The sequence below is a fragment of the Stenotrophomonas sp. C9D9 genome (assembly GCF_056491205.1).
Window position 1 is genome coordinate 291,796 of sequence record NZ_JBSZIF010000003.1, and the last position, 18,728, is coordinate 310,523.

At 68.4% G+C, this 18,728-nt stretch carries 15 protein-coding genes; 2 read left to right on the top strand and 13 right to left on the bottom strand.

The window, feature by feature from the left end; all coding sequences use genetic code 11:
* Positions 1-42: 42 nt before the first annotated feature.
* The 6 genes from gcvT to nudE all read right to left on the bottom strand — a co-directional run bounded on the left by gcvT (position 43) and on the right by nudE (position 4,263).
* Positions 43-1,155: a glycine cleavage system aminomethyltransferase GcvT gene (gcvT, locus tag ACXI0D_RS03285; protein WP_119006641.1), complete on the bottom strand. Its 1,113-nt coding sequence runs from the start codon at positions 1,153-1,155 to the stop codon at positions 43-45.
* A gap of 155 nt (positions 1,156-1,310) precedes the next feature.
* Positions 1,311-1,613, bottom strand: coding sequence for an Mpo1-like protein (locus tag ACXI0D_RS03290; protein WP_049442982.1), 303 nt, complete (start codon positions 1,611-1,613; stop codon positions 1,311-1,313).
* A gap of 107 nt (positions 1,614-1,720) precedes the next feature.
* On the bottom strand, positions 1,721-2,050 hold the full coding sequence (locus ACXI0D_RS03295) for a YnfA family protein (protein WP_049442981.1): 330 nt from the start codon (positions 2,048-2,050) through the stop codon (positions 1,721-1,723).
* Entirely contained in the window at positions 2,047-2,886 is an 840-nt protein-coding gene (gene mazG / locus ACXI0D_RS03300) for a nucleoside triphosphate pyrophosphohydrolase (RefSeq protein WP_049442980.1), read from the bottom strand. Before mazG ends, ACXI0D_RS03295 begins: the two co-directional genes overlap by 4 nt.
* A 13-nt stretch (positions 2,887-2,899) precedes the next feature.
* Positions 2,900-3,703 (bottom strand): 3'(2'),5'-bisphosphate nucleotidase CysQ, encoded by an 804-nt coding sequence (cysQ, locus tag ACXI0D_RS03305; RefSeq protein ID WP_014038179.1) that lies wholly within the window; start codon positions 3,701-3,703, stop codon positions 2,900-2,902.
* Positions 3,700-4,263 (bottom strand): ADP compounds hydrolase NudE, encoded by a 564-nt coding sequence (gene nudE / locus ACXI0D_RS03310; protein ID WP_005418435.1) that lies wholly within the window; start codon positions 4,261-4,263, stop codon positions 3,700-3,702. Before nudE ends, cysQ begins: the two co-directional genes overlap by 4 nt.
* A 77-nt stretch (positions 4,264-4,340) precedes the next feature.
* On the opposite strand from nudE, the gene bioA reads away from it, so the two are divergent.
* Both bioA and ACXI0D_RS03320 read left to right on the top strand, forming a co-directional pair.
* Positions 4,341-5,732, top strand: a complete 1,392-nt coding sequence (gene bioA, locus ACXI0D_RS03315; protein ID WP_479642299.1) for an adenosylmethionine--8-amino-7-oxononanoate transaminase — start codon at positions 4,341-4,343, stop codon at positions 5,730-5,732.
* The gene (locus ACXI0D_RS03320; protein WP_049442978.1) at positions 5,723-6,460 is read left to right on the top strand and encodes a 16S rRNA (uracil(1498)-N(3))-methyltransferase; all 738 of its coding nucleotides are present in this window, start codon (positions 5,723-5,725) and stop codon (positions 6,458-6,460) included. The genes bioA and ACXI0D_RS03320 overlap by 10 nt, the downstream gene beginning before the upstream one ends.
* A 102-nt stretch (positions 6,461-6,562) precedes the next feature.
* Here ACXI0D_RS03320 and ACXI0D_RS03325 read toward each other — a convergent pair whose 3' ends face one another.
* The 7 genes from ACXI0D_RS03325 to pilG form a co-directional block, all read right to left on the bottom strand.
* Positions 6,563-7,027, bottom strand: coding sequence for a chemotaxis protein CheW (locus ACXI0D_RS03325; RefSeq protein WP_014648089.1), 465 nt, complete (start codon positions 7,025-7,027; stop codon positions 6,563-6,565).
* Positions 7,024-8,361, bottom strand: coding sequence for a chemotaxis protein CheB (locus tag ACXI0D_RS03330; RefSeq protein ID WP_197622086.1), 1,338 nt, complete (start codon positions 8,359-8,361; stop codon positions 7,024-7,026). Before ACXI0D_RS03330 ends, ACXI0D_RS03325 begins: the two co-directional genes overlap by 4 nt.
* A complete protein-coding gene (locus tag ACXI0D_RS03335; protein ID WP_479642300.1) occupies positions 8,348-15,079 on the bottom strand; it encodes an Hpt domain-containing protein in 6,732 nt (2,243 codons plus the stop codon). The genes ACXI0D_RS03330 and ACXI0D_RS03335 overlap by 14 nt, the downstream gene beginning before the upstream one ends.
* 100 nt (positions 15,080-15,179) lie before the next feature.
* Positions 15,180-17,216, bottom strand: a complete 2,037-nt coding sequence (locus ACXI0D_RS03340) for a methyl-accepting chemotaxis protein (protein ID WP_014038185.1) — start codon at positions 17,214-17,216, stop codon at positions 15,180-15,182.
* Positions 17,217-17,257: 41 nt separating this feature from the next.
* Positions 17,258-17,788 (bottom strand): chemotaxis protein CheW, encoded by a 531-nt coding sequence (locus ACXI0D_RS03345; protein ID WP_479642301.1) that lies wholly within the window; start codon positions 17,786-17,788, stop codon positions 17,258-17,260.
* Positions 17,788-18,150: a response regulator gene (locus ACXI0D_RS03350; RefSeq protein WP_005410717.1), complete on the bottom strand. Its 363-nt coding sequence runs from the start codon at positions 18,148-18,150 to the stop codon at positions 17,788-17,790. Before ACXI0D_RS03350 ends, ACXI0D_RS03345 begins: the two co-directional genes overlap by 1 nt.
* Before the next feature lie 18 nt (positions 18,151-18,168).
* Positions 18,169-18,570 (bottom strand): twitching motility response regulator PilG, encoded by a 402-nt coding sequence (gene pilG / locus ACXI0D_RS03355; protein WP_005418455.1) that lies wholly within the window; start codon positions 18,568-18,570, stop codon positions 18,169-18,171.
* Positions 18,571-18,728 lie beyond the last annotated feature (158 nt).

Below are 18,728 nucleotides of genomic sequence, written 5' to 3' on the forward strand. Positions count from 1 at the left end.
AACCGGCCGCCACTGCTGTCAGTGACGACCGGCACGTTCGGATCAGGCGTCGGCGAGCACGCCGGGCTGGGCCTGGCCTTCGCGCACGAACGGGAACTTGACCACGCGCACCGGCACCTGCCGGCCGCGGATGTCGACGGTGACCTCGCCGAGTTCACCGGCCGGCACGCGGGCGAAGGCGATGCCCTTGGCCAGGGTCGGCGAGAAGGTGCCGGACAGGATCTCGCCCTGGCCGCCTGCGGTGGTCACCGCCTGGCCGTGGCGCAGCACGCCCTTCTCGTCCATCACCAGGCCGATCATCTGGCGCGCGGTGCCGGCGGCCTTCTGCGCCTCCAGCACGTCGCGGCCGATGAAGTCGCGGCCTTCATCCAGCGACACGGTCCAGGCCAGCGCCGCTTCATACGGGCTGATCGCTTCGTCCATGTCCTGGCCGTACAGGTTCATGCCGGCTTCCAGGCGCAGGGTGTCGCGCGCGCCGAGCCCGGCCGGCTTCACGCCTGCCGCCAGCAGGCGGTTCCAGAAGGCGACCACGGCATCCTGCGGCAGCAGGATCTCGAAACCGTCTTCACCGGTGTAGCCGGTGCGGGCGACGAACAGCTCGACGCCGTCGTCGGACTGCGCCTGCAGGGCGGCGAAGCGGCCCAGCTTGGTCAGCGCTGCACGGTCGACTTCGCGGGCCAGGCCGATCACGATGTCGCGCGCCTGCGGGCCCTGCACGGCGAGGATGGCCAGGTCCGGGCGCTGCTCGACGGAAACGCCGAACGGTGCCGCCTGCTCGCGCAGCCACGCCAGGTCCTTCTCGCGGGTGGAGGCGTTGACCACCATGCGGAAGAAATCGTCGCCCAGGTAGTAGACGATCAGGTCGTCGATGACGCCGCCGCGCGGGTTCAGCATGCACGAGTACAGCGCCTTGCCGGTCACCTTCAGCTTGTCGACCGAGTTGGCCAGCAGGCGGCGCAGGAACGGCTTGACCTGGTCACCGCGCAGGTCGACCACGGTCATGTGGCTGACGTCGAACACACCGGACTCGCGGCGCACCAGGTGGTGCTCGTCCAGCTGCGAGCCGTAGTGGATGGGCATGTCCCAACCCCCGAAATCGACCATCTTGGCGCCAAGGGCGCGGTGGGTATCGTTGAGCAGCGTCTTCTGGGTCATGACCGGATCCGGCAGCAGAGGAAACAAGAATCCCCATTATCCCAGATCGGTCGCCCGCAGGCGTGCCGCAGCGCAGCGGTTCGTGGAAGCGGAAGCGCGGCCCGCCCCACCCTTTCCCTTTCGGGCGAGGCAATGGCTTCCCCCGCAACCGCCTGCTACAGGCGCACCCGCCCGCGCAGGATGTCGGCGAACATCACCCAGTCACCCATGAATGAATACAGCGGATGCCGAAAGGTCGCCGGGCGGTTCTTCTCGAAGAAGAAATGACCGACCCAGGCGAATCCGTAACCGCAGAACAACGCGGCCAGCAGGAGCAGCGGCTGGCCGCGCAGCACGGCAGCAGCCACCAGCAGCAGCACTCCGCAGCTGCCGATGAAATGCAGTCGCCGCGAGACCGGGTGGCGGTGCTCGCTGAGGTAGAACGGGTAGAACTCGCGGAAGCTGGCGAAGCGGGACATGTGCGTGCTCCGGGGCCGTGGTCACTGCCATCATGCGCCTTCCGCGGAGGCGCCGCTGCGCGCTTGCCGGGCGTGGCCCGGCGGCCGTTGTAGAGCCTGGCTCGACGTTACACCGGGGGCGTGCGTGGACCGAACATGATCACCGCCATGCCGGCCAGGCACAGGGCTGCACCGAACAGGTCCCAGCGGCTGGGGCGGATGCCGTCGACCAGCCACAACCAGAACAGCGCGGTGCCGATGTAGACGCCACCGTAGGCGGCATAGACCCGTCCACTGGCGGTGGGGTGCAGGGTCAGCAGCCAGGCGAACAGCGCCAGGCTGGCCGCCGCCGGCAGCAGCAGCCAGATACTGCCGCCCTTGCGCAGCCACAGCCACGGCAGATAGCAACCGATGATCTCGGCCAGCGCGGTCAGCAGGAACAGGCCGAGCGTCTTCACGCTTTTTCCGCTGCCTTGGCGTGCTGCCACAGTGCTTCCTGCGCATCCAGGTCCAGTGCGGCCAGCGCCTCGCCCTGGGCGGCGGCCTGCGCTTCCATCGCGCGGAAGCGCCGCTCGAACTTGTGGTTGGCCCCGCGCAGTGCGGCGCCCAGATCGATATCGGCGTGCCGGGCAAGGTTGGCGCAGACGAACAGCAGGTCGCCCAGTTCTTCCTGCAGGCGCGCCTTGTTGCCGGCGATATCTCCGCGCTCGAATTCCTCGCGCAGCTCCTGCAGCTCCTCGGCCGCCTTGTCCAGCACCGGCAACGGGCCCGGCCAGTCGAACCCGACCTTGGCCGCGCGCGACTGCAGCTTCACGGCGCGCTGCCATTCCGGCAGGCCACGCGAGATACCGGCCAGTGCGGAGGTGTCCTGCTCGCCCTTGGCGGCACGCTCTGCGCGCTTGATCGCCTCCCAGTTGCGCATCACCCCATCGGCATCGTCGACGCTGACATCGGCGAACACGTGCGGGTGACGGCGCTGCATCTTGTCGCTGATCGCACGGGCGACCTCGGCGAAGGCGAATGCCCCCTGCTCCTCGGCCATGCGTGCGTGGAACACCACCTGCAGCAGCAGGTCGCCGAGCTCGTCGCAGAGATCGTCCAGGTCCCCCCGGTCGATCGCATCGGCGACCTCGTAGGCTTCCTCGATGGTGTACGGCGCGATGGTCGCGAAGTCCTGTTCCAGGTCCCACGGGCAGCCGCCCTGCGGATCGCGCAGTCGCGCCATGATCGACAGCAGGCGCTCGAGTTCGTTGCTGGCGGCACTGCCGGTGGTGGGGGTATCGTGCGCGCTCATGCGGGCTCCAGGTTCAGTCGGATAACCAGTCGCGCCACGGCAGACTGGTATCACCAAGGGCAATGAAATCGCCGTTCAACAGGGTCTCGCGGCGGTTGTAGCGGAAGGGCTTGCCGGTCGCCGCCGACAGCACCGCGCCACCGGCGGCATGCAGCACGCACTGGCCGGCGGCGGTATCCCATTCAGAGGTCGGGCCGAGCCGCGGATAGACATCCAGGCCGCCTTCGGCAATCCGGCAGAATTTCAGCGACGAGCCCTGCGCGATGGTCTCGATGCGGCCCATGCGCGCCAGCAGCGCCTCGGTTTCCGGCGAGCGGTGCGAACGGCTGGCGGCGACGCGCAGCGGAGCAGTGGCCGGCGTGCGGGTACGCAGCACGGTGTCGTGCAGGCCCTGCCGCCGATAGGCAAGTTCACCGCGCATGGCATGCCAGACGATGCCGGTGACCGGCGCCAGCACCACGCCGAAGGCCGGCGCGCCCTGGTAGATCAAGGCGATGTTGACGCTGAACTCACCGTTGCGCTTGACGAACTCGCGGGTGCCGTCGAGTGGGTCCACCAGCCAGTAGGCGCCCCAGTGGCGGCGCTGCTCCCAGCCCACCTGCGCCGATTCCTCGGACAGGATCGGCAGGTCCGGGGTCAGCTGGCGCAGGCCCAGCTCAATGACCTGGTTGGCGGCCAGGTCAGCGGCGGTGACCGGGCTGTTGTCGTCCTTGATCTGCACGTCGAAGCCATCGGCATACACCTGCATGATGGCCTGTCCGGCTTCCTGGGCGATGGCGATGGCGGTCTCGCGCAGGTCCGTCGTCAGCTTGATCATCGCGTTCCCTGCAGCCACTGGCGGGCAATGAACAGCGCCGCCAGCGAGCGTCCCTCGGAGAAGTCCTCGCGCAGCATCAGCTGGTCCAGTTCGGCCAGCTTCCACGGCACCACTTCCAGCTCTTCGGGCTCGTCGCCGGCCAGTTTTTCCGGGTACAGGTCGCGCGCCACCACCAGCCACGACTGGTGGCTCATGTAGGTCGGAGCCAGGGTCATCGCGCGCAGCACGTCGACCCGGCGCGCGCCATAACCGGCTTCTTCCTTCAGTTCGCGGTCGGCCGCCTGCTCAGGCGTCTCGCCGGCATCGATACGGCCCTTCACCAGCCCCAGCTCGTAACGGTGCATGCCGGCGGCGTATTCACGCACCAGCAGCACGGTTTCGTCATCGAGCATCGGCACCACCACCACCGCACCGTGCCCACGGCTGACGAGGCGCTCGAAGCGGCGGCGTTCGCCGTTGGAGAACTCCAGGTCCAGGTGCTGGCGCTGGAAGGGGCCGTTCTCCTCATCGGTGATCCGATGGATGATCGGCAAGCGACGGCCGGCACGGTCATCGTTCATGCGGAATCTCCGCGGCGCCCGGCGGCTGCGCCGGGGCCGATAGAATGTGCAGGCAGCAACATGTTCATGAGCCCGAAATGCTAGCAGACCCAACCCCCTCCCCGCTGGCCCGCCACTGGCGGCAGCGCGACCTGCAGGTGCTGTGGCACCCGTGCACGCAGATGCGTGAGCATCCGGACACCCTGCCGCTGGTGCCGATCGCCCGTGGCGAAGGTGCCTGGCTGATCGACCACGACGGCAACCGCTATCTGGATGCGGTGAGCAGCTGGTGGACCAATCTGTTCGGCCACGCCGAACCACGCATCGGTGGCGCCATCGCCGCCCAGGCCGGGCAGCTGGAACAGGTGATGCTGGCCGGCTTCGGCCACGAGCCGGCGATCACCCTGGCTGAGCGCCTGCTGGCACTGGCCCCCCGCCAGCCCGGCCGCGCGCCGCTGGCCAAGGTGTTCTATGCCGACAATGGTTCAGCCGGCGTGGAAGTGGCACTGAAGATGGCCTTCCAGTATTTCCAGAACCGCGGAGAGCCGCGCCGCACGCGCTTCATCGCGCTCGAGAATGGCTACCACGGCGAGACCCTGGGCGCGCTGGCGCTGGGCGACATTCCGCTGTATCGCCGCGTCTATGCACCGCTGCTGGCCGAAGGCCTGTTCGCACCCTCACCCGATGCCTACCTGGCCGAACCCGGCCAGAGCGCGGCCGATCGCGCGCGGCAGGCGGCCGATGGCCTGGCCACGCTGTTCGACCAGCACCCGGGCGAGATCTGCGCGGTGATCCTGGAACCGCGCCTGCAGTGTGCCGGCGGCATGCGCATGCATGACCCGGTCTACCTGCAGCGCGTGCGCGAACTGTGCGATGCCCATGGCTCGTTCATGATCGCCGACGAGATCGCCACCGGCTTCGGCCGCACCGGCACCCTGTTCGCCTGCGAGCAGGCCGGGGTGATGCCGGACCTGATGTGCCTGTCCAAGGGACTGACCGGCGGCTTCCTGCCGCTGGCCGCGGTACTGGCCACGCAGGCACTGTACGACGCCTTCCTCGACGACTCGCGCGAGCGCGCCTTCCTGCATTCGCACAGCTACACCGGCAACCCACTGGCCTGCGCCGCAGCGCTGGCGACGCTGGACATCTTCCGCGACGACGATGTGATCGCGCGCAACCGGGGCATCGCCTCGGTGATGGGCACGCTGGCGGCACCGTTTGCCGACCACCCGCACGTGGCCGACGTGCGCCAGGCCGGCATGGTGGTGGCCTTCGAGCTGTCGCGCGACGGCGACAAGCGCACGCCGTTCGATCCGGGCCTGCGGCTGGGCCTGCAGGCCTACAAGGCCGCGCTCAAGCGCGGCGTGGTGCTGCGCCCGCTGGGCGACGTGCTGTACTGGATGCCACCCTATTGCGTGGATGACGAACAACTGGAGCTGCTGGCACACACCACGCTGGCGGCCATCGACGAGGCGATTGCATGCGCGTGACCCGCTGCCCCATCGACCTGGCGCTGCACAGCGGCCAGACCGTGACCCTGCCGGAAGAGACCGCCAACCATCTGGTGCGGGTGATGCGCCTGCGCGAGGGAGACACCTGCGTGCTGTTCAACGGCGACGGCCATGACTACAGCGCCACGCTGACCGTGGCCGGCAAGCGCGAAGTGCAGGTGCGCATCGACGCGGTGCAGGCCATCGACAACGAATCGCCGCTGGCGATCACCCTGCTGCAGGGCATCGCCCGTGGCGAGAAGATGGACCTGATCCTGCAGAAGGCGACCGAACTGGGCGTGGCCTCGATCATTCCGGTCAACGCCGAGCGCACCGAGGTGAAGCTGGATGCGGCACGGGCCGAGAAGCGCGTGGCGCACTGGAACAACGTGGTGACCTCGGCCTGCGGCCAGTCCGGGCGTGCGCGCATTCCGCAGGTGGGATCCCCGCTGTCGCTGGCGCAGGCTGCGGCGGCGCTGCCAGCCGATTCGCTGCGGCTGACCCTGGATCCGCAGGGGGCGCATCGCCTGTCGACGCTGGAAGCTGCTCCGGCCGGCGGCATCGTGATTGCGATCGGCCCGGAAGGCGGCTGGTCGCCGCGCGACCGCGATCAACTGGCCGCGGCAGGATTCCAGGGGCTGCAACTGGGGCCGCGGATCCTGCGCACGGAAACGGCCGGGCTGGCCGCGATCGCGGCGTTGCAGGCGCGGTTGGGCGATCTGGGGTAATGCTGGTTCGTGGTAGTGCCGGCCGCTGGCCGGCATCCAGGGAATAACGAGATTGCCGGCCAGCGGCCGGCACGACCGGGAATCCGACCGGCGGGTTCCCGATCAGGCCGCCAGCGAATCCAGCGCCGCTTCCAGCGCGTCCAGGTTCGGCAGCAGCGCGCTCTGCTCACCCAGCAGCACGCGCATGTGCACGATCTGCGGCAGGGTTTCTTCGGAGGCGTCGGCCAGCAGGCCGTCGCGCGGCACCGAGATCAGCTGCGGGAAGTTCTGCGTCAGCAGCGCGTAGTACGGGCGCTGCGCATTGCCGCTGAGGGACTTCAGTACCACCACTTTGTTGTGGCCGGCCACCGTCTCTTCGCCCAGCCCGGAAAGACGTGCGAACGACACCAGCGGTACCTGCCAGCCATGCCAGCCGATCTCGCCGACCAGCCAGCGCGGCGCATCGGAGACCGGCTGCACCGGCACGCGCGACATCATTTCGGCCACGGTGGCATTGGGCAGCAGTACGCGCTCGTTGCCGGCCTGGATCAGGACGCCGCGGATTTCGTCATTGCTGGCGTAGCTCATGGTGCTTCTCCGTTGTCGTCCTGCTCACCCCAGCGCGCGGCAATCGCCTGCGCCAGTTCCTGCGGTTCACCGGCCACCATGCCGGCAGCAACCACCGCAGTGGCTGCAGCCGGGTCGTAGCAGCCCTCGCCCACCTGCCCGGCCACCCAGGCACCGGCAGCCGCCAGGTCCAGCGCCGGGCCGACGTGAGCCAGGTCGGCACCGCTGAGCAGCACCAGCGCGGTGTGTTCGGCCGGCAATGCAGCGAGCGAAATACCAGTGGCATCGCTCTGGAAATGCAGGCCATCGCTGGCCGCGCGCACGCCGATATCATCGGCCAGCACGTGGACCTCGCCCGGCACGGCGTGCTGGCCGGCCTCGGCCAGCTGCACCGGCAACGGCGAAACGCGCGACATCTGCTTGACCAGGTTGCCGTAGCGGCCACCATCCAGGCGCATGTGCACCAGCACCGGCACGCTCAACGACGCGGGCAGCGCGCCGAGCAGGCGACGCAAGGCATCCGGGCCACCGATGCCGGCCAGCACCAGCAGCGATGCGGCGCGCGCACCGGCCGGGGCGGTGGCATCCAGATCGACCAGGCTCAGATGATCGGTATCGAAGGAGGGCTGCGGCACGGCGACCGATGCCACGGCTTCTGCCGGTACCGGCGCTTCGATCGATTCCTCGACCAGCGACCAGGCGGTGTGATCGAAGGAGATCGGCGGTGCCGCAGGCGCCACCGGTTCGGCCAGCGCCTGCGGCGGCGAAGGCGGCTCCAGGGGTTCGGGCACGACCGGCTGCAGCGCCGCCAGGGCCTGCTCCAGCGCGATCGGTTCGTGCAGGTGTGCCGGAGGCGAATACAGGCCGTCTGCCGGAACCTCATCGGCCCAGCTCAGCGCCTGCTCCAGGTGCGGCTGCAGGGCTTCTTCCTGCGGCGCCGGCGCGGGCGCCGGATGGCCGGGCTCCAGCTGCAGGCTGGGCTCTTCCTCGGCACCCGGCGGCAACACCTGCTGGTGGCCATGCAGCTTGGCGGCCAGATGGCGCCCCCAACGCTGGGCCTCCCAGCCGTCGCGGCGTGCGGCCAGCTCGGCCTCATCGAACACCAGAGTCAGCCCCGGTGCCGAGAGCACGGCTTCCAGCCGTTCCAGTGCGTCCTCGATGGCAGCTTCCAGCGCGATCACCACGAACTGTGGATCCGCAGCCTGCAGGACCTGTGGCTCCAGGCCGTTCGGATCATCTTCCAGGACCAGCTGCACATCTGCATGCGACAGCGCCTCGCGCAGGCGTTCGCGCGCCGCACCAGGGCGGGCCAGCAGGGCAACGGCCGGGGCCGGATGGGTTTCACTCACGGACACGGGCGATCCCCAGCAGGTCGTACACGTTACGCATCAGGTCCAGTTCCTGGTACGGCTTGCCCAGATAACGCTGGACACCGATCTCGAAGGCGCGCTGGCGGTGCTTGTCGCCGCTGCGCGAGGTGATCATCACGATCGGCACATCCTTGTAGCGCGGGTCGGCGCGCATCGCGGTGGCCAGCTCGTAACCGTCCATGCGCGGCATCTCGATATCCAGCAGCATCAGGTCCGGCACGCGCTCTTCCAGCCGCTCCAGTGCTTCCACGCCATCGCGGGCGACACTGACTTCGAAGTTGTGGCGTTCCAGGATGCGGCCGGTCACCTTGCGCATGGTCAGCGAGTCATCGACCACCATCACCAGCGGTACCTGGCGTTCGTCGCGCGGCGCATTGGCCAGCACCGGTGCCGTCGGATTGGCCAGGAAACGGCGCACCAGCGGCGCGACGTCCAGGATCACCACCACGCGGCCATCGCCGGTGATGGTGGCACCGTAGATGCCCGGTACCGATGCGATCTGCAGGCCGACCGGCTTGACCACGATTTCGCGGTTGCCCAGCACCTGGTCGATCGCCACGGCAGCGCGCAGGTCACCGGCGCGGACCAGCAGCAGCGGCACCTGGTCCTGGCCATCGGCACGCGCCGGGGCCTGCCCGACCAGGCTGCCGAGGTCGTACAGCGGATAGTCTTCGCCGCTGTAGCGGTAGCTGCTGTCGGCGGCCTCGAAGCGTTCGCGCGACAGGCGGCCGATACCGCTGACCGAGGCCACCGGCACGGCGAAGGTGGTTTCGCCGATCTGCACGAACACCGCCTGGGTGACGGCCAGCGTCTGCGGCAGGCGCAGGGTGAAGCGCACGCCCTGGCCACGCACCGACTGGATGTCGACCGAGCCGCCGAGCTGGCGCACTTCGTTGCGCACCACGTCCATGCCCACGCCACGACCGGCCAGCTGGCTGACCTGGTCGGCGGTGGAGAAACCGGAGGCGAAGATCAGGTTGTCCAGTTCCTGCTCGTTCGGCTGCGCATCGGCGGCCAGCAGGCCACGATCGATGGCACGGCGGCGGATCGCTTCGCGGTCCAGACCGGCACCGTCATCGGCCACTTCCAGCACGATTTCCGAGCCTTCACGGTGCAGGCGGATGGCGACCTCGCCCTCTTCCGGCTTGCCGGCGGCACGACGCTGTTCCGGCGCTTCCAGGCCGTGGGCCACCGAGTTGCGCAGCATGTGCTCCAGCGGCGCGACCATGCGGTCGAGAACGTTGCGGTCCAGTTCGCCGTGGGTGCCTTCCAGGGTCAGGTGCACCTGCTTGCCGGTATCCATGCCGGACTGGCGGACCACGCGGCGCAGGCGCGGGACCAGGCCATCGAACGGCACCATGCGCGCACGCATCAGGCCGTCCTGCAGCTCGGAGCTGACGCGCGACTGCTGCTGCAGCAGCGAGTCGTACTGGCGTGACAGATCGTCGAGCACGCCCTGCAGGCCGCCAAGGTCGGCCGCCGATTCGTTCAGCGCACGGCTGAGCTGCTGCAGGGTGGAGAAGCGGTCCAGTTCCAGCGGATCGAACTTCTGATCGGCCTGGTCCTGCTCACGCTGGTAGCGGGCGACGATCTGCGCTTCGGTTTCCAGGTCGAGGCGGCGCAGCTGGTCGCGCAGTCGCGCATTGGTGCGCTCCAGTTCGCCCATCGCGCCGCGGAAGGCGCCGAGCTGCTGTTCCAGGCGCGAGCGGTAGATCGCCACTTCGCCGGCATGGTTGACCAGGCGGTCGAGCAGATCCGCGCGCACGCGCACCTGTTCCTGCTGCGGGCGCGCCAGCGGATCTTCATCGACCACGCCTTCGGCCGGCAGCGGTGCCGACAACGGCGCATCGAGCAGTGCCGGCGCCGGGCTGGCGACAGGTGCCGACGCGGCTTCTACGACGTTCGCCACGTTGGCTGCCGCTGCCGCCGCCGCAGCAGCGATATCGGTCGTGGTACGCACTTCGAACGCGTCGACCAGATCCTGCGCCGGTTCCACCACGCGGTGGTCACCGGTGCGGGTCAGCAGCTGGTGCAGGCGATCGAATCCGCGCTCCAGCAACTGCACATCGCGGCGTTCGATCTCGGTGCGACCGGCGGCGACGGCTTCCAGCAACGATTCGATGCTGTGGCCGAGATCGCCGATGGCGTTGATGCCAGCCATGCGTGCACCACCCTTCAGGGTATGCAGGTCACGCTGCAGGCCGGCCAGCACCTCGCGGTCCTGCGGTGCATCACGCAGCTCGCTGATCAGGCCATCGCAGTGGTCGAGCAGGTCCTTGCCTTCCTCGACGAAGATGTCGACCAGCTCGCGATCGTAGACGCTGAAGTCGAGCGCATCGGCGCTGTCTTCCAGCACCGGCATGGCAAGGACGTCAGGTGTCACGGTTTCAGGCACGTCGGCTTCAGGCGTGCCGGCTGCCACGGCATCCGACACGGCAACCGCATCGACGTCGGCGGCTTCGGCTTCGGCGTGGACATCCGCCTGGCCCGGCGCGTCTTCCAGTTCGAAGAAGCGCACCGGTTCGGCGGTGGCCGGCGCAGCGGACTCCGCGATCTCCTCATTCACCGTCGCCGGGGACGGCTGATCGGCGCTCTCTCCTTCACCGATCGCCGCCTCCCCGCCGACGTCCGCATCCTCGGCAAAGGCTTCCGCCTCGCCCGGCGCGAGTTCGCTGGCCTGCAGGCCGAGCACGGGCCATTGCCCGTCGTCGGCCAGGGGCTGCTCTTCGTCGATCACGTGCAGGCCGGCCTCGAGCGCGGCTTCCAGCGAGACCGGTTCTGCAAACCCCGGCGCAGCCATTTCATCCTGCAGGCTCGACAGCTCGCTGTCGAGTGGCAGTGCAGCAGGCATTTCGAACGCCACGGCATCAGCGGCGTGCGCGTGATCGGCCGAGGGCGCATTCAGGTCAGATGCGACGGCTTCGACAGCGACCGGGATCTCTTCGGCGTCGCGGTCGTCGACCGGCAGCGCACTGGCATCCAGGTATGGCGACAGATCATCCACGACGGTCAAACCGGCATCGTCGGACAACGGCGGCACGCTTTCGGACTCCGCCTCGGCGCCGGCTACGGCAACGCCTGGAACATCGTCGGCCACCTGGATCGATTCGACCACCGGCAGCGACGCCTCCTGCTCACCCGGCACGGACGGCCATCCGGCATCGAAGTAGCGCGAAAGATCGTCGCTGGCCGTCAGCTCACCGACCTCCAGCCCGGCTTCGATCGCCACGTCGGCGACCGGAGCTTGCGCAGCATCGTCATGTGCCTCCGGTTCCTGCTCCGGTGCGACAGACGAAAGCGGTACAGCATCGGTTCCGGACGCGATGGCCGTCGATGCTTCCACATCCGATTCCGCTGTGGGTTGGTCATCCAGCGCCAGATCGTCTTCTTCGTCTTCCAGGCCCACCATCGGCCAGCGCGCTTCCGGCAGCTCGCCAGCAAGCGCCTGCAGGCGCTGTACCAGCACCTGTTGCGGCGCAATGCGCGGCTGTTCGGCCTGCAATGCTTCCATGGTGGCGGTGATCGCCTGCGCGGTCGCATCCAGGGCGGCCACGCCTTCATCACCCGGGACCACCTCGGCGGCCAGTGCGCGCTTGATGTAGGACTCCGCGCCGCCGGTCACAGCCGTGATCTCGGGCACTTCGGTCATCGCGAAGGCGCCGTTCATGGTGTGCACCGCGCGCAGCAGTGCATCGCTGACCGGTTGCGGTGCCTGCTGCGCCGAACGCAGCCAGTCCTGCAGGGTGGCCTGGTGGACTTCCACCTCGGCCTCGAGAATCTCGCGCAGCACACTGTCGATGTTGGCCGGCGTGCCGACGACTTCGGCCTCCACGACGGCATCGGTCGGCGCCGAAGCGGCGGACTCGGCGTCGAGAATGCGGCTGATCTCGTCTTCACCGTCGGCTTCGGCAACCGGTACAACCGGCGCAGCCGCACCCGGCAGCGGTACGTAGTAGGTTTCCTCGCCTGCACCGACACGATCGGCGATGGCCTGCATGGCCTGCAGGTCAACGCTGATGCGCTGGCCATGGCGCAGCGCCGCGTTCAGCTGCGGCAGCGCCGCATGTGCGTTGTCGACCATCGCCAGCACCGCCGGCGACGCGGCGCGGCTGCCATCCAGCACGCGGTTGAGCATGCCTTCGATCTTCCACGCGAACTCGCCCAGCGTGCGTGCGCCCACCAGGCGGCCACTGCCCTTCAGGGTATGGAAGATGCGGCGGATCGGACGCAGCCGGTCCATGTTGTCCGGCTGCACGCGCCACGCCGGCAGCAGCGTGCCGAGATTGGCCAGCTCGTCGTCGAACTCTTCCAGGAACACCTCGCGGATGTCCTCGTCGATGTTCTCGGCGTCGTCGTCGAAGCCGGCGTCGAAGCCCGCATTCGCGTCGGCATTGGTGTCGGCGTCGGTCGCAACCACCGCCTCCGGTGCCGCCGCCGCAGGCATCGCCTGCGGATTGAAGCCGGCAGCAGCTGCACTCAGCTCGGCGAAGAACTGGGCATCGGCTTCACTGAAATCGATCGGCGCGATGGTGTCGATATCGATCACCGACACGGCCGGTGCCGAGGTTTCCGCTGCCGGGGCGGGCGCTTCGATCGACGGCGGCGTGAACGACGGTGCCGGCAGGTCATCCGGAGCTTCGTCCACCTCGACCTCCGCCGCAGGCGATGCATCGACCGGCGGCAGCACCACGGCATCGACGATCTCCAGCGCCGGATGCAACCCGGCGTCATCGTCCAGCGACAGCGTTTCCATCGCATGCAGCGACAGTACGTCGTCAGCGTTGTCCAATGCGTCGGCGTCGAAGCGGAACACCACGTCGTCGGACTCGGCAACCGCGTCCTGCTCGGCCGCTACCGGATCGAACACCGGTGCAGCATCGAATCCGGTCGCGGACGAAACCACGGCGTCCGTCGTCTCGTCGATCGCAGGCGCTACGGTTTCCTCAAGCACCTGCGGTGCCTCGGACAGCGACCACTGCGGTGCACCGGAGTGGCCACTGTCTGCCAGCTCGAAGCTGACCGGATCGAAACTGGCGAAGGTCGGGCTGCGTTCGTCATCGGCAGGCGCGACCACGTCGCCCTCCGAGTGGAACGGCGCCAACTCCCACTGCGGGACATCCGGTGCAGGTGCGCTGGACGCCGCGAAGACCAGCGATGCCTCGGCATCATCGTGCGTCGGCAACGGCGAGGCGTCGGCATCACCGGTGCTGGCGGCCACGGCGGCCACAGTGCCCAATGCACCGAACATCAGGCGGTTGTCGGACACCATCGGCGCCGGGGTGGCCGGCGGCGGATCAAAGGTGAAGTCCGGCAGCGGCGTCGGCATGTCGCCGGCAGCGGGCGCGGCAGGCTGCACCGGAATCTCGATGCGTTCCGGCTGCAGCGGTTCGGCCTGCAGGGTAACCGGCTCCGGTTCGACCGCCAGTACCGCCAGCGCATCCGGCGCGACGGCATTACGCTCGGGCAGCGGCCAGTAGCGCAGCGCCTCGAGGCTGCTGCGGGTGATTTCGAGGATGTCTTCGCGGCCCGGGCGACGATCGCGCAGGGCTTCCAGGTAGTACTCCAGGCTGGCCATGGCATCGGCCAGGGTGTCCAGCTGGCGGCCGCTGGGCACGCGCTGGCGGCCGATCAGTTCGGCCTCGATGTACTGCTGCACGCCACGCAGGTAATCGGCGGCGGTGCCCAGGTCGAGCATGCGCAGGGCGCCGGACACATCGCCCAGCAGGCGCGGCACGTCCTGCAGCTCGGCATGGTTCCAGCTGGTTTCGATGAAGGCGACGAAATGCTCGCGGGCGGCGGCAAAGTTGGCGATGGCTTCATGGGCCAGCACTTCCACCGTGCGCCGGTTCTCCACCGCGCTCGGATCGTCCTCGCCACTGCCGCCGGCGCCCAGATGGGCAACCTGGTCGTCCAGCGAGGCATCGACGTACAGCAGCGCACCGGCGATATCCAGCAGCAGGTTCTCGTCGATCTGCTGGCGCCCCTCGACCACGCCACGCAGCGCGTCGCGCTGCTGCACGACCACGCCGCGGGCCACGCCCAGGCCCATCATGCCCAGCGTATCGGCTACCGCGCCCAGCTCGTTGGCCTGGGTCTGCAGCTGTTCCGGCGCACCGCCGGTGCGCAGGTGCAGGTCAAGCGCATCCTTGATGCGCAGCAGTTCTTCCTTCACCGCGCTGCCGACCGTGTCGAGCAGCTCGCGGTTGCGCCCGCTCAGGCTGCCACGGGCATGGTCCAGCTCGGCCTCGGTGGCGGTGACGCTGTCCGGCGCAAAGGCCAGCAGCACGCTGTCATTGACGCCCTCTTCGCCACGCGACGCGCGGATCTCGTTGAGCAGCGGCATCAGCACGATCGGAATGTCGCGATGGCCGTTCTGCAGGCGTTCCAGATAGTCCGGCAGCAGCACGCTGCCGCGCATCAGGGTCGCGCAGGCTTCATCACGGTCGGCCACACGGCCGGCGCCGATGGCGTTGGCCAGCTGTTCCAGCTCTTCGGCCACCATCGCCGGGGCATACAGCTCGACCATGCGCAGGGTGCCCTGCACCTGGTGCAGGTAGCCGGCGCAGATGCGCATGCGGCTGGCATCGGTGGGATCTTCCGCGTAGTACTCGACCTCGTTGCGCACCTGGCGCAGGGTCTCGTCCAGCTCGGGCTTGACCCAGCCCAGCGCTGCGTGGCTCATCGCATCGCGCAGACTGCTCATGGACGCGCTCCGTTCGCCGCCGCGCGGAAGCCGCGCGAGTTCTGGCGTGGGGAATGGAAATGCTTCATCGACTGGTTCCTTGCTCGCCGCCCTGCCCGCGTCACGCCGGCAGCTTGAAGTCGGCGACCGAACGGCGCAGGTCCGCCGCCAGCTGCGCGAGGTGGCCGATCGACTCTGCCGTCTGCCCGGCACCCTGCGACGTCTGGCCGGTGATCTGCCGGATCACGCCCATGGTGCGGGTGATGTCCGAGGCGGCGGCCGACTGCTGCTGGGCGGCGATGGAGATGTTCTTGATGAGGGTGTTCAGGGCGTTGGACACGCGCTCGATCTCGGTCAGCGCGGTACCGGCGTCCTCGGCCAGGCGCGCACCGGACACCACTTCGGCCGTGGTCTGCTCCATCGAGGTGACCGCCTCGTTGGTGTCGGCCTGAATGGCCTGGACCAGGTTTTCGATGCGTCGGGTCGCACCCGAGGTACGTTCTGCCAGGCGCTGCACTTCGTCGGCCACGACCGCGAAACCGCGGCCCGCTTCACCGGCCGACGCCGCCTGCACGGCCGCGTTCAACGCCAGGATGTTGGTCTGCTCGGAAATGTCGTTGATCAGTTCCACGATCGAGCCGATTTCCTGCGACGACTCGCCCAGGCGCTTGATGCGCTTGGAGGTTTCCTGGATCTGGTCACGGATCTGGTCCATGCCCTGGATGGTCTCGCGCACCACGCCGGCACCTTCGGCGGCGATCACCACCGAACGCTGTGCCACGTCGGCCGACTCGGCCGAGTTGCGCGACACCTGCTCGATGCTCGCCGCGATTTCGCCGATGCGGTCCGAGGCCGAGGTGATCTGGTTGGCCTGGTGGCCCGCCGCCTCTGCCAGCTGCATGGCGGTGGCCTGCGTTTCCTGGGTGGACATCGCGACCTTGGCCGAGGTGTCGTTGATGGTGGTCACCAGGTGGCGCAGCTCGTCCACCGCGTAGTTGATCGCGTCGGCGATCGCGCCGGTCATGTCCTCGGTCACCGAGGCCTTCACCGTCAGGTCACCCTCACCGAGCGAGGAGATTTCGTCCAGCAGCCGCATGATCGCCTGCTGGTTGCGGCTGTTGAATTCCACCTGGGTCTGGTAACGCAGTTCCTGCTCGCGCGAGCGGCTGCGCACGTTGGTGGAGACGAAGCCGATGATCGCGATCAGCGACAGCGCACCGGACACCACGCCGATCCAGAAATTCGGGAACAGGCGGGTGTCGGACACCGAGCCGAACGAGGAGAACGCATCGAACAGCTTGCGGCTGTCGTCCAGCATGTGTGCCGAACCCTGGCCCAGCGCGGTGGCCGCCGACTGCGCCGCGAACAGCTGGCGCGAGCTGGCCAGGATCGCGTCGGCGTCCTGCTTCATCGCTTCCCACTTCTGCTGCGACTGCTCCAGCGCGGCAACGGCAGCGGCACCGCGCACGGCGGTGATGCCCAGTTCCTCGTTGCCGTTGCGCAGGCCGTCGAGCACCTGCGAGAACACGGTGATGTCACGCGCCAGCGCATCGCCGGAGGTCGCTGCGGCGCTGCCACCGGCACGCATTTCGGTCACGCGGCGGGCCATCGAACCGGCCACCACGACCTGCTGCAGTGCGCTGTACACCTGCGACGACGGCGCGCCGGAGGCGGACATCGCGCGCACCAGCTCGTTCAGCTGGGCCTGCAGGCCCGGCACCGCGCCGGTGAAGTTGTTGGCATTGCCAGCCAGCGCCAGCACGGCGGGCTCGCTGGCCACCAGCTGCCCGGCCTGCTTGCCCAACGGTGCCCAGGTCTCGCCCAGGGTGGCGATGGCACCGGACACGCCCGGCTCCTTGCCATAGCGGCCCTGCAGCGTCGACACGTTCTGTTCGATCGCGTTGCGGGTGGCCTTGAAGGCGGTGAAGGCCTGGGCGTTGCCGCCGACCGCGTCACGTCCCTGGTTGGCCAGCTGCTGCGACAGCACCTGCAGGTCGGCGGCCTTGGAGCCGGCGTCGGCAAGGCGGCTGCCCTGCCAGGTGGCGACGCCGGTGTTGACGCCGAACAGGATCATCGATGCCAGCAGCAGGAACAGCCAGAGGTTGCTGCCGCCCAGCCGCAGCTTGCCGGTCTTGGTGGCGTCCGAAGCAGTACTCATCGTTCAACCTCGATCTTCAATGCAGGGGGCGATGCCCGGCCTCAGGCCGCGGCTTGCCGGAATTCAGGGGTGCGCGACAGCAGCGAGAGCGAGAACACGCCCCAGTCATGGCCATCGGCATGGAAGGCACGGTCAACGAAATGGCCGTAGCGACCTTCGGCCAGGGTGCCAGCCTCGATCTGCTGTTCCAGCTCGAAGCTGCGCTGGCCGAACAGTTCATCGATGGTCAGTGCGACGTCGCCGCCGGCCTGGCGCATGATCAGCACGCGCTGGCCTTCCTGCTGCACGGTGCGCGTGCCTTCCAGGAAGTACTTCAGGTCGACCACCGGGAACAGGTTGCCGCGCAGGTTGCCCACGCCCAGCAGCCAGGGCTGCGCACAGGGCACCGGGGTCACCGGCGGCATCGGTACGATTTCCACCACTTCGCGGAAATCGGACACCAGCCGGCGGTGGCCGACGCGGAAACCGACGCCACGCCACAGGTCCTGGGCGAACTGCCGCCCGGGCAGCTGCACCGCGTGGGCCAGGCTGCGCCGTTCGTAGGCTTCAAGGATGTCGAAGGGCGAGCGCATCAGGCCACCAGTTCGTTGATCCGCGCGATCAGTTCATCCTCGCGCGGCGGCTTGACGATGTAATCGGCTGCGCCCTGGCGCAGGCCCCAGGCCTTGTCGGTTTCCATCGCCTTGGTGCTGACGATGATCACCGGGATGTGCTTGATCGCCGCATCACGGGCCATTGCACGGGTGGCCTGGAACCCGCTCATGCCGGGCAGGACCACGTCCATCAGCACCAGCTGCGGCACCTGGTCGCGGACCAGCTGCAGGCCATCCTCGGCGTTGTCCGCTTCCAGCACCTCGTGGCCGGCACGGCGCAGCCACTGGGTGAACACCGCGCGGTCGGTCGGTGAATCCTCGATCAGGACGATACGAGCCATTGTGCCTTTCCCCCCTGGTCAGGCGTTGACGTATGTGCGGATGGCACCCAGCAGTTCTTCGCGCGTGAAAGGCTTGGTCAGGTATTGCTCCGAGCCGACGATGCGCCCCCGCGCCTTGTCGAACAGACCATCCTTGGATGACAGCATGATCACCGGGGTCGCCTTGAACAGCTGGTTGCCCTTGATCAGCGCACAGGTCTGGTAGCCATCCAGGCGCGGCATCATGATGTCGACGAAGATGATCTGCGGCTGCTGGTCTGCGATCTTGGCAAGCGCCTCGAAGCCGTCGGTGGCGGTGACCACCTCGCAGCCTTCGCGCTTGAGCAGCGTTTCCGCAGTCCTGCGGATGGTCTTCGAATCATCGATGACCATCACCCGGAGTCCTGCGAGTTCCCCGCCCGCAGTCGTGTTTTCAGTCATTGCCTATCCCCAAGCGCACGGCCCAATCTCTGGCGGGAGCCGCTGCGAAAGCGTATCTATATCGCACTTTCCGCGCCCGCTTCAAGGCCGGCTTACCGCGCAGGGGGTGGCGCCCGGCTGAACGTGACCGGGTTCGCAATGACTGCGCTGCCGGCAGG

Bases quoted from the DNA above. Each gene is read 5' to 3' on its own strand.
- gcvT (WP_119006641.1), bottom strand. From the start codon at position 1,155: ATGACCCAGAAGACGCTGCTCAACGATACCCACCGCGCCCTTGGCGCC.
- ACXI0D_RS03290 (WP_049442982.1), bottom strand. From the start codon at position 1,613: ATGTCCCGCTTCGCCAGCTTCCGCGAGTTCTACCCGTTCTACCTCAGC.
- mazG (WP_049442980.1), bottom strand. From the start codon at position 2,886: ATGAGCGCGCACGATACCCCCACCACCGGCAGTGCCGCCAGCAACGAA.
- cysQ (WP_014038179.1), bottom strand. From the start codon at position 3,703: ATGATCAAGCTGACGACGGACCTGCGCGAGACCGCCATCGCCATCGCC.
- nudE (WP_005418435.1), bottom strand. From the start codon at position 4,263: ATGAACGATGACCGTGCCGGCCGTCGCTTGCCGATCATCCATCGGATC.
- bioA (WP_479642299.1), top strand. From the start codon at position 4,341: ATGCTAGCAGACCCAACCCCCTCCCCGCTGGCCCGCCACTGGCGGCAG.
- ACXI0D_RS03320 (WP_049442978.1), top strand. From the start codon at position 5,723: ATGCGCGTGACCCGCTGCCCCATCGACCTGGCGCTGCACAGCGGCCAG.
- ACXI0D_RS03325 (WP_014648089.1), bottom strand. From the start codon at position 7,027: ATGAGCTACGCCAGCAATGACGAAATCCGCGGCGTCCTGATCCAGGCC.
- ACXI0D_RS03335 (WP_479642300.1), bottom strand. From the start codon at position 15,079: ATGAGCAGTCTGCGCGATGCGATGAGCCACGCAGCGCTGGGCTGGGTC.
- ACXI0D_RS03340 (WP_014038185.1), bottom strand. From the start codon at position 17,216: ATGAGTACTGCTTCGGACGCCACCAAGACCGGCAAGCTGCGGCTGGGC.
- ACXI0D_RS03345 (WP_479642301.1), bottom strand. From the start codon at position 17,788: ATGCGCTCGCCCTTCGACATCCTTGAAGCCTACGAACGGCGCAGCCTG.
- ACXI0D_RS03350 (WP_005410717.1), bottom strand. From the start codon at position 18,150: ATGGCTCGTATCGTCCTGATCGAGGATTCACCGACCGACCGCGCGGTG.
- pilG (WP_005418455.1), bottom strand. From the start codon at position 18,570: ATGACTGAAAACACGACTGCGGGCGGGGAACTCGCAGGACTCCGGGTG.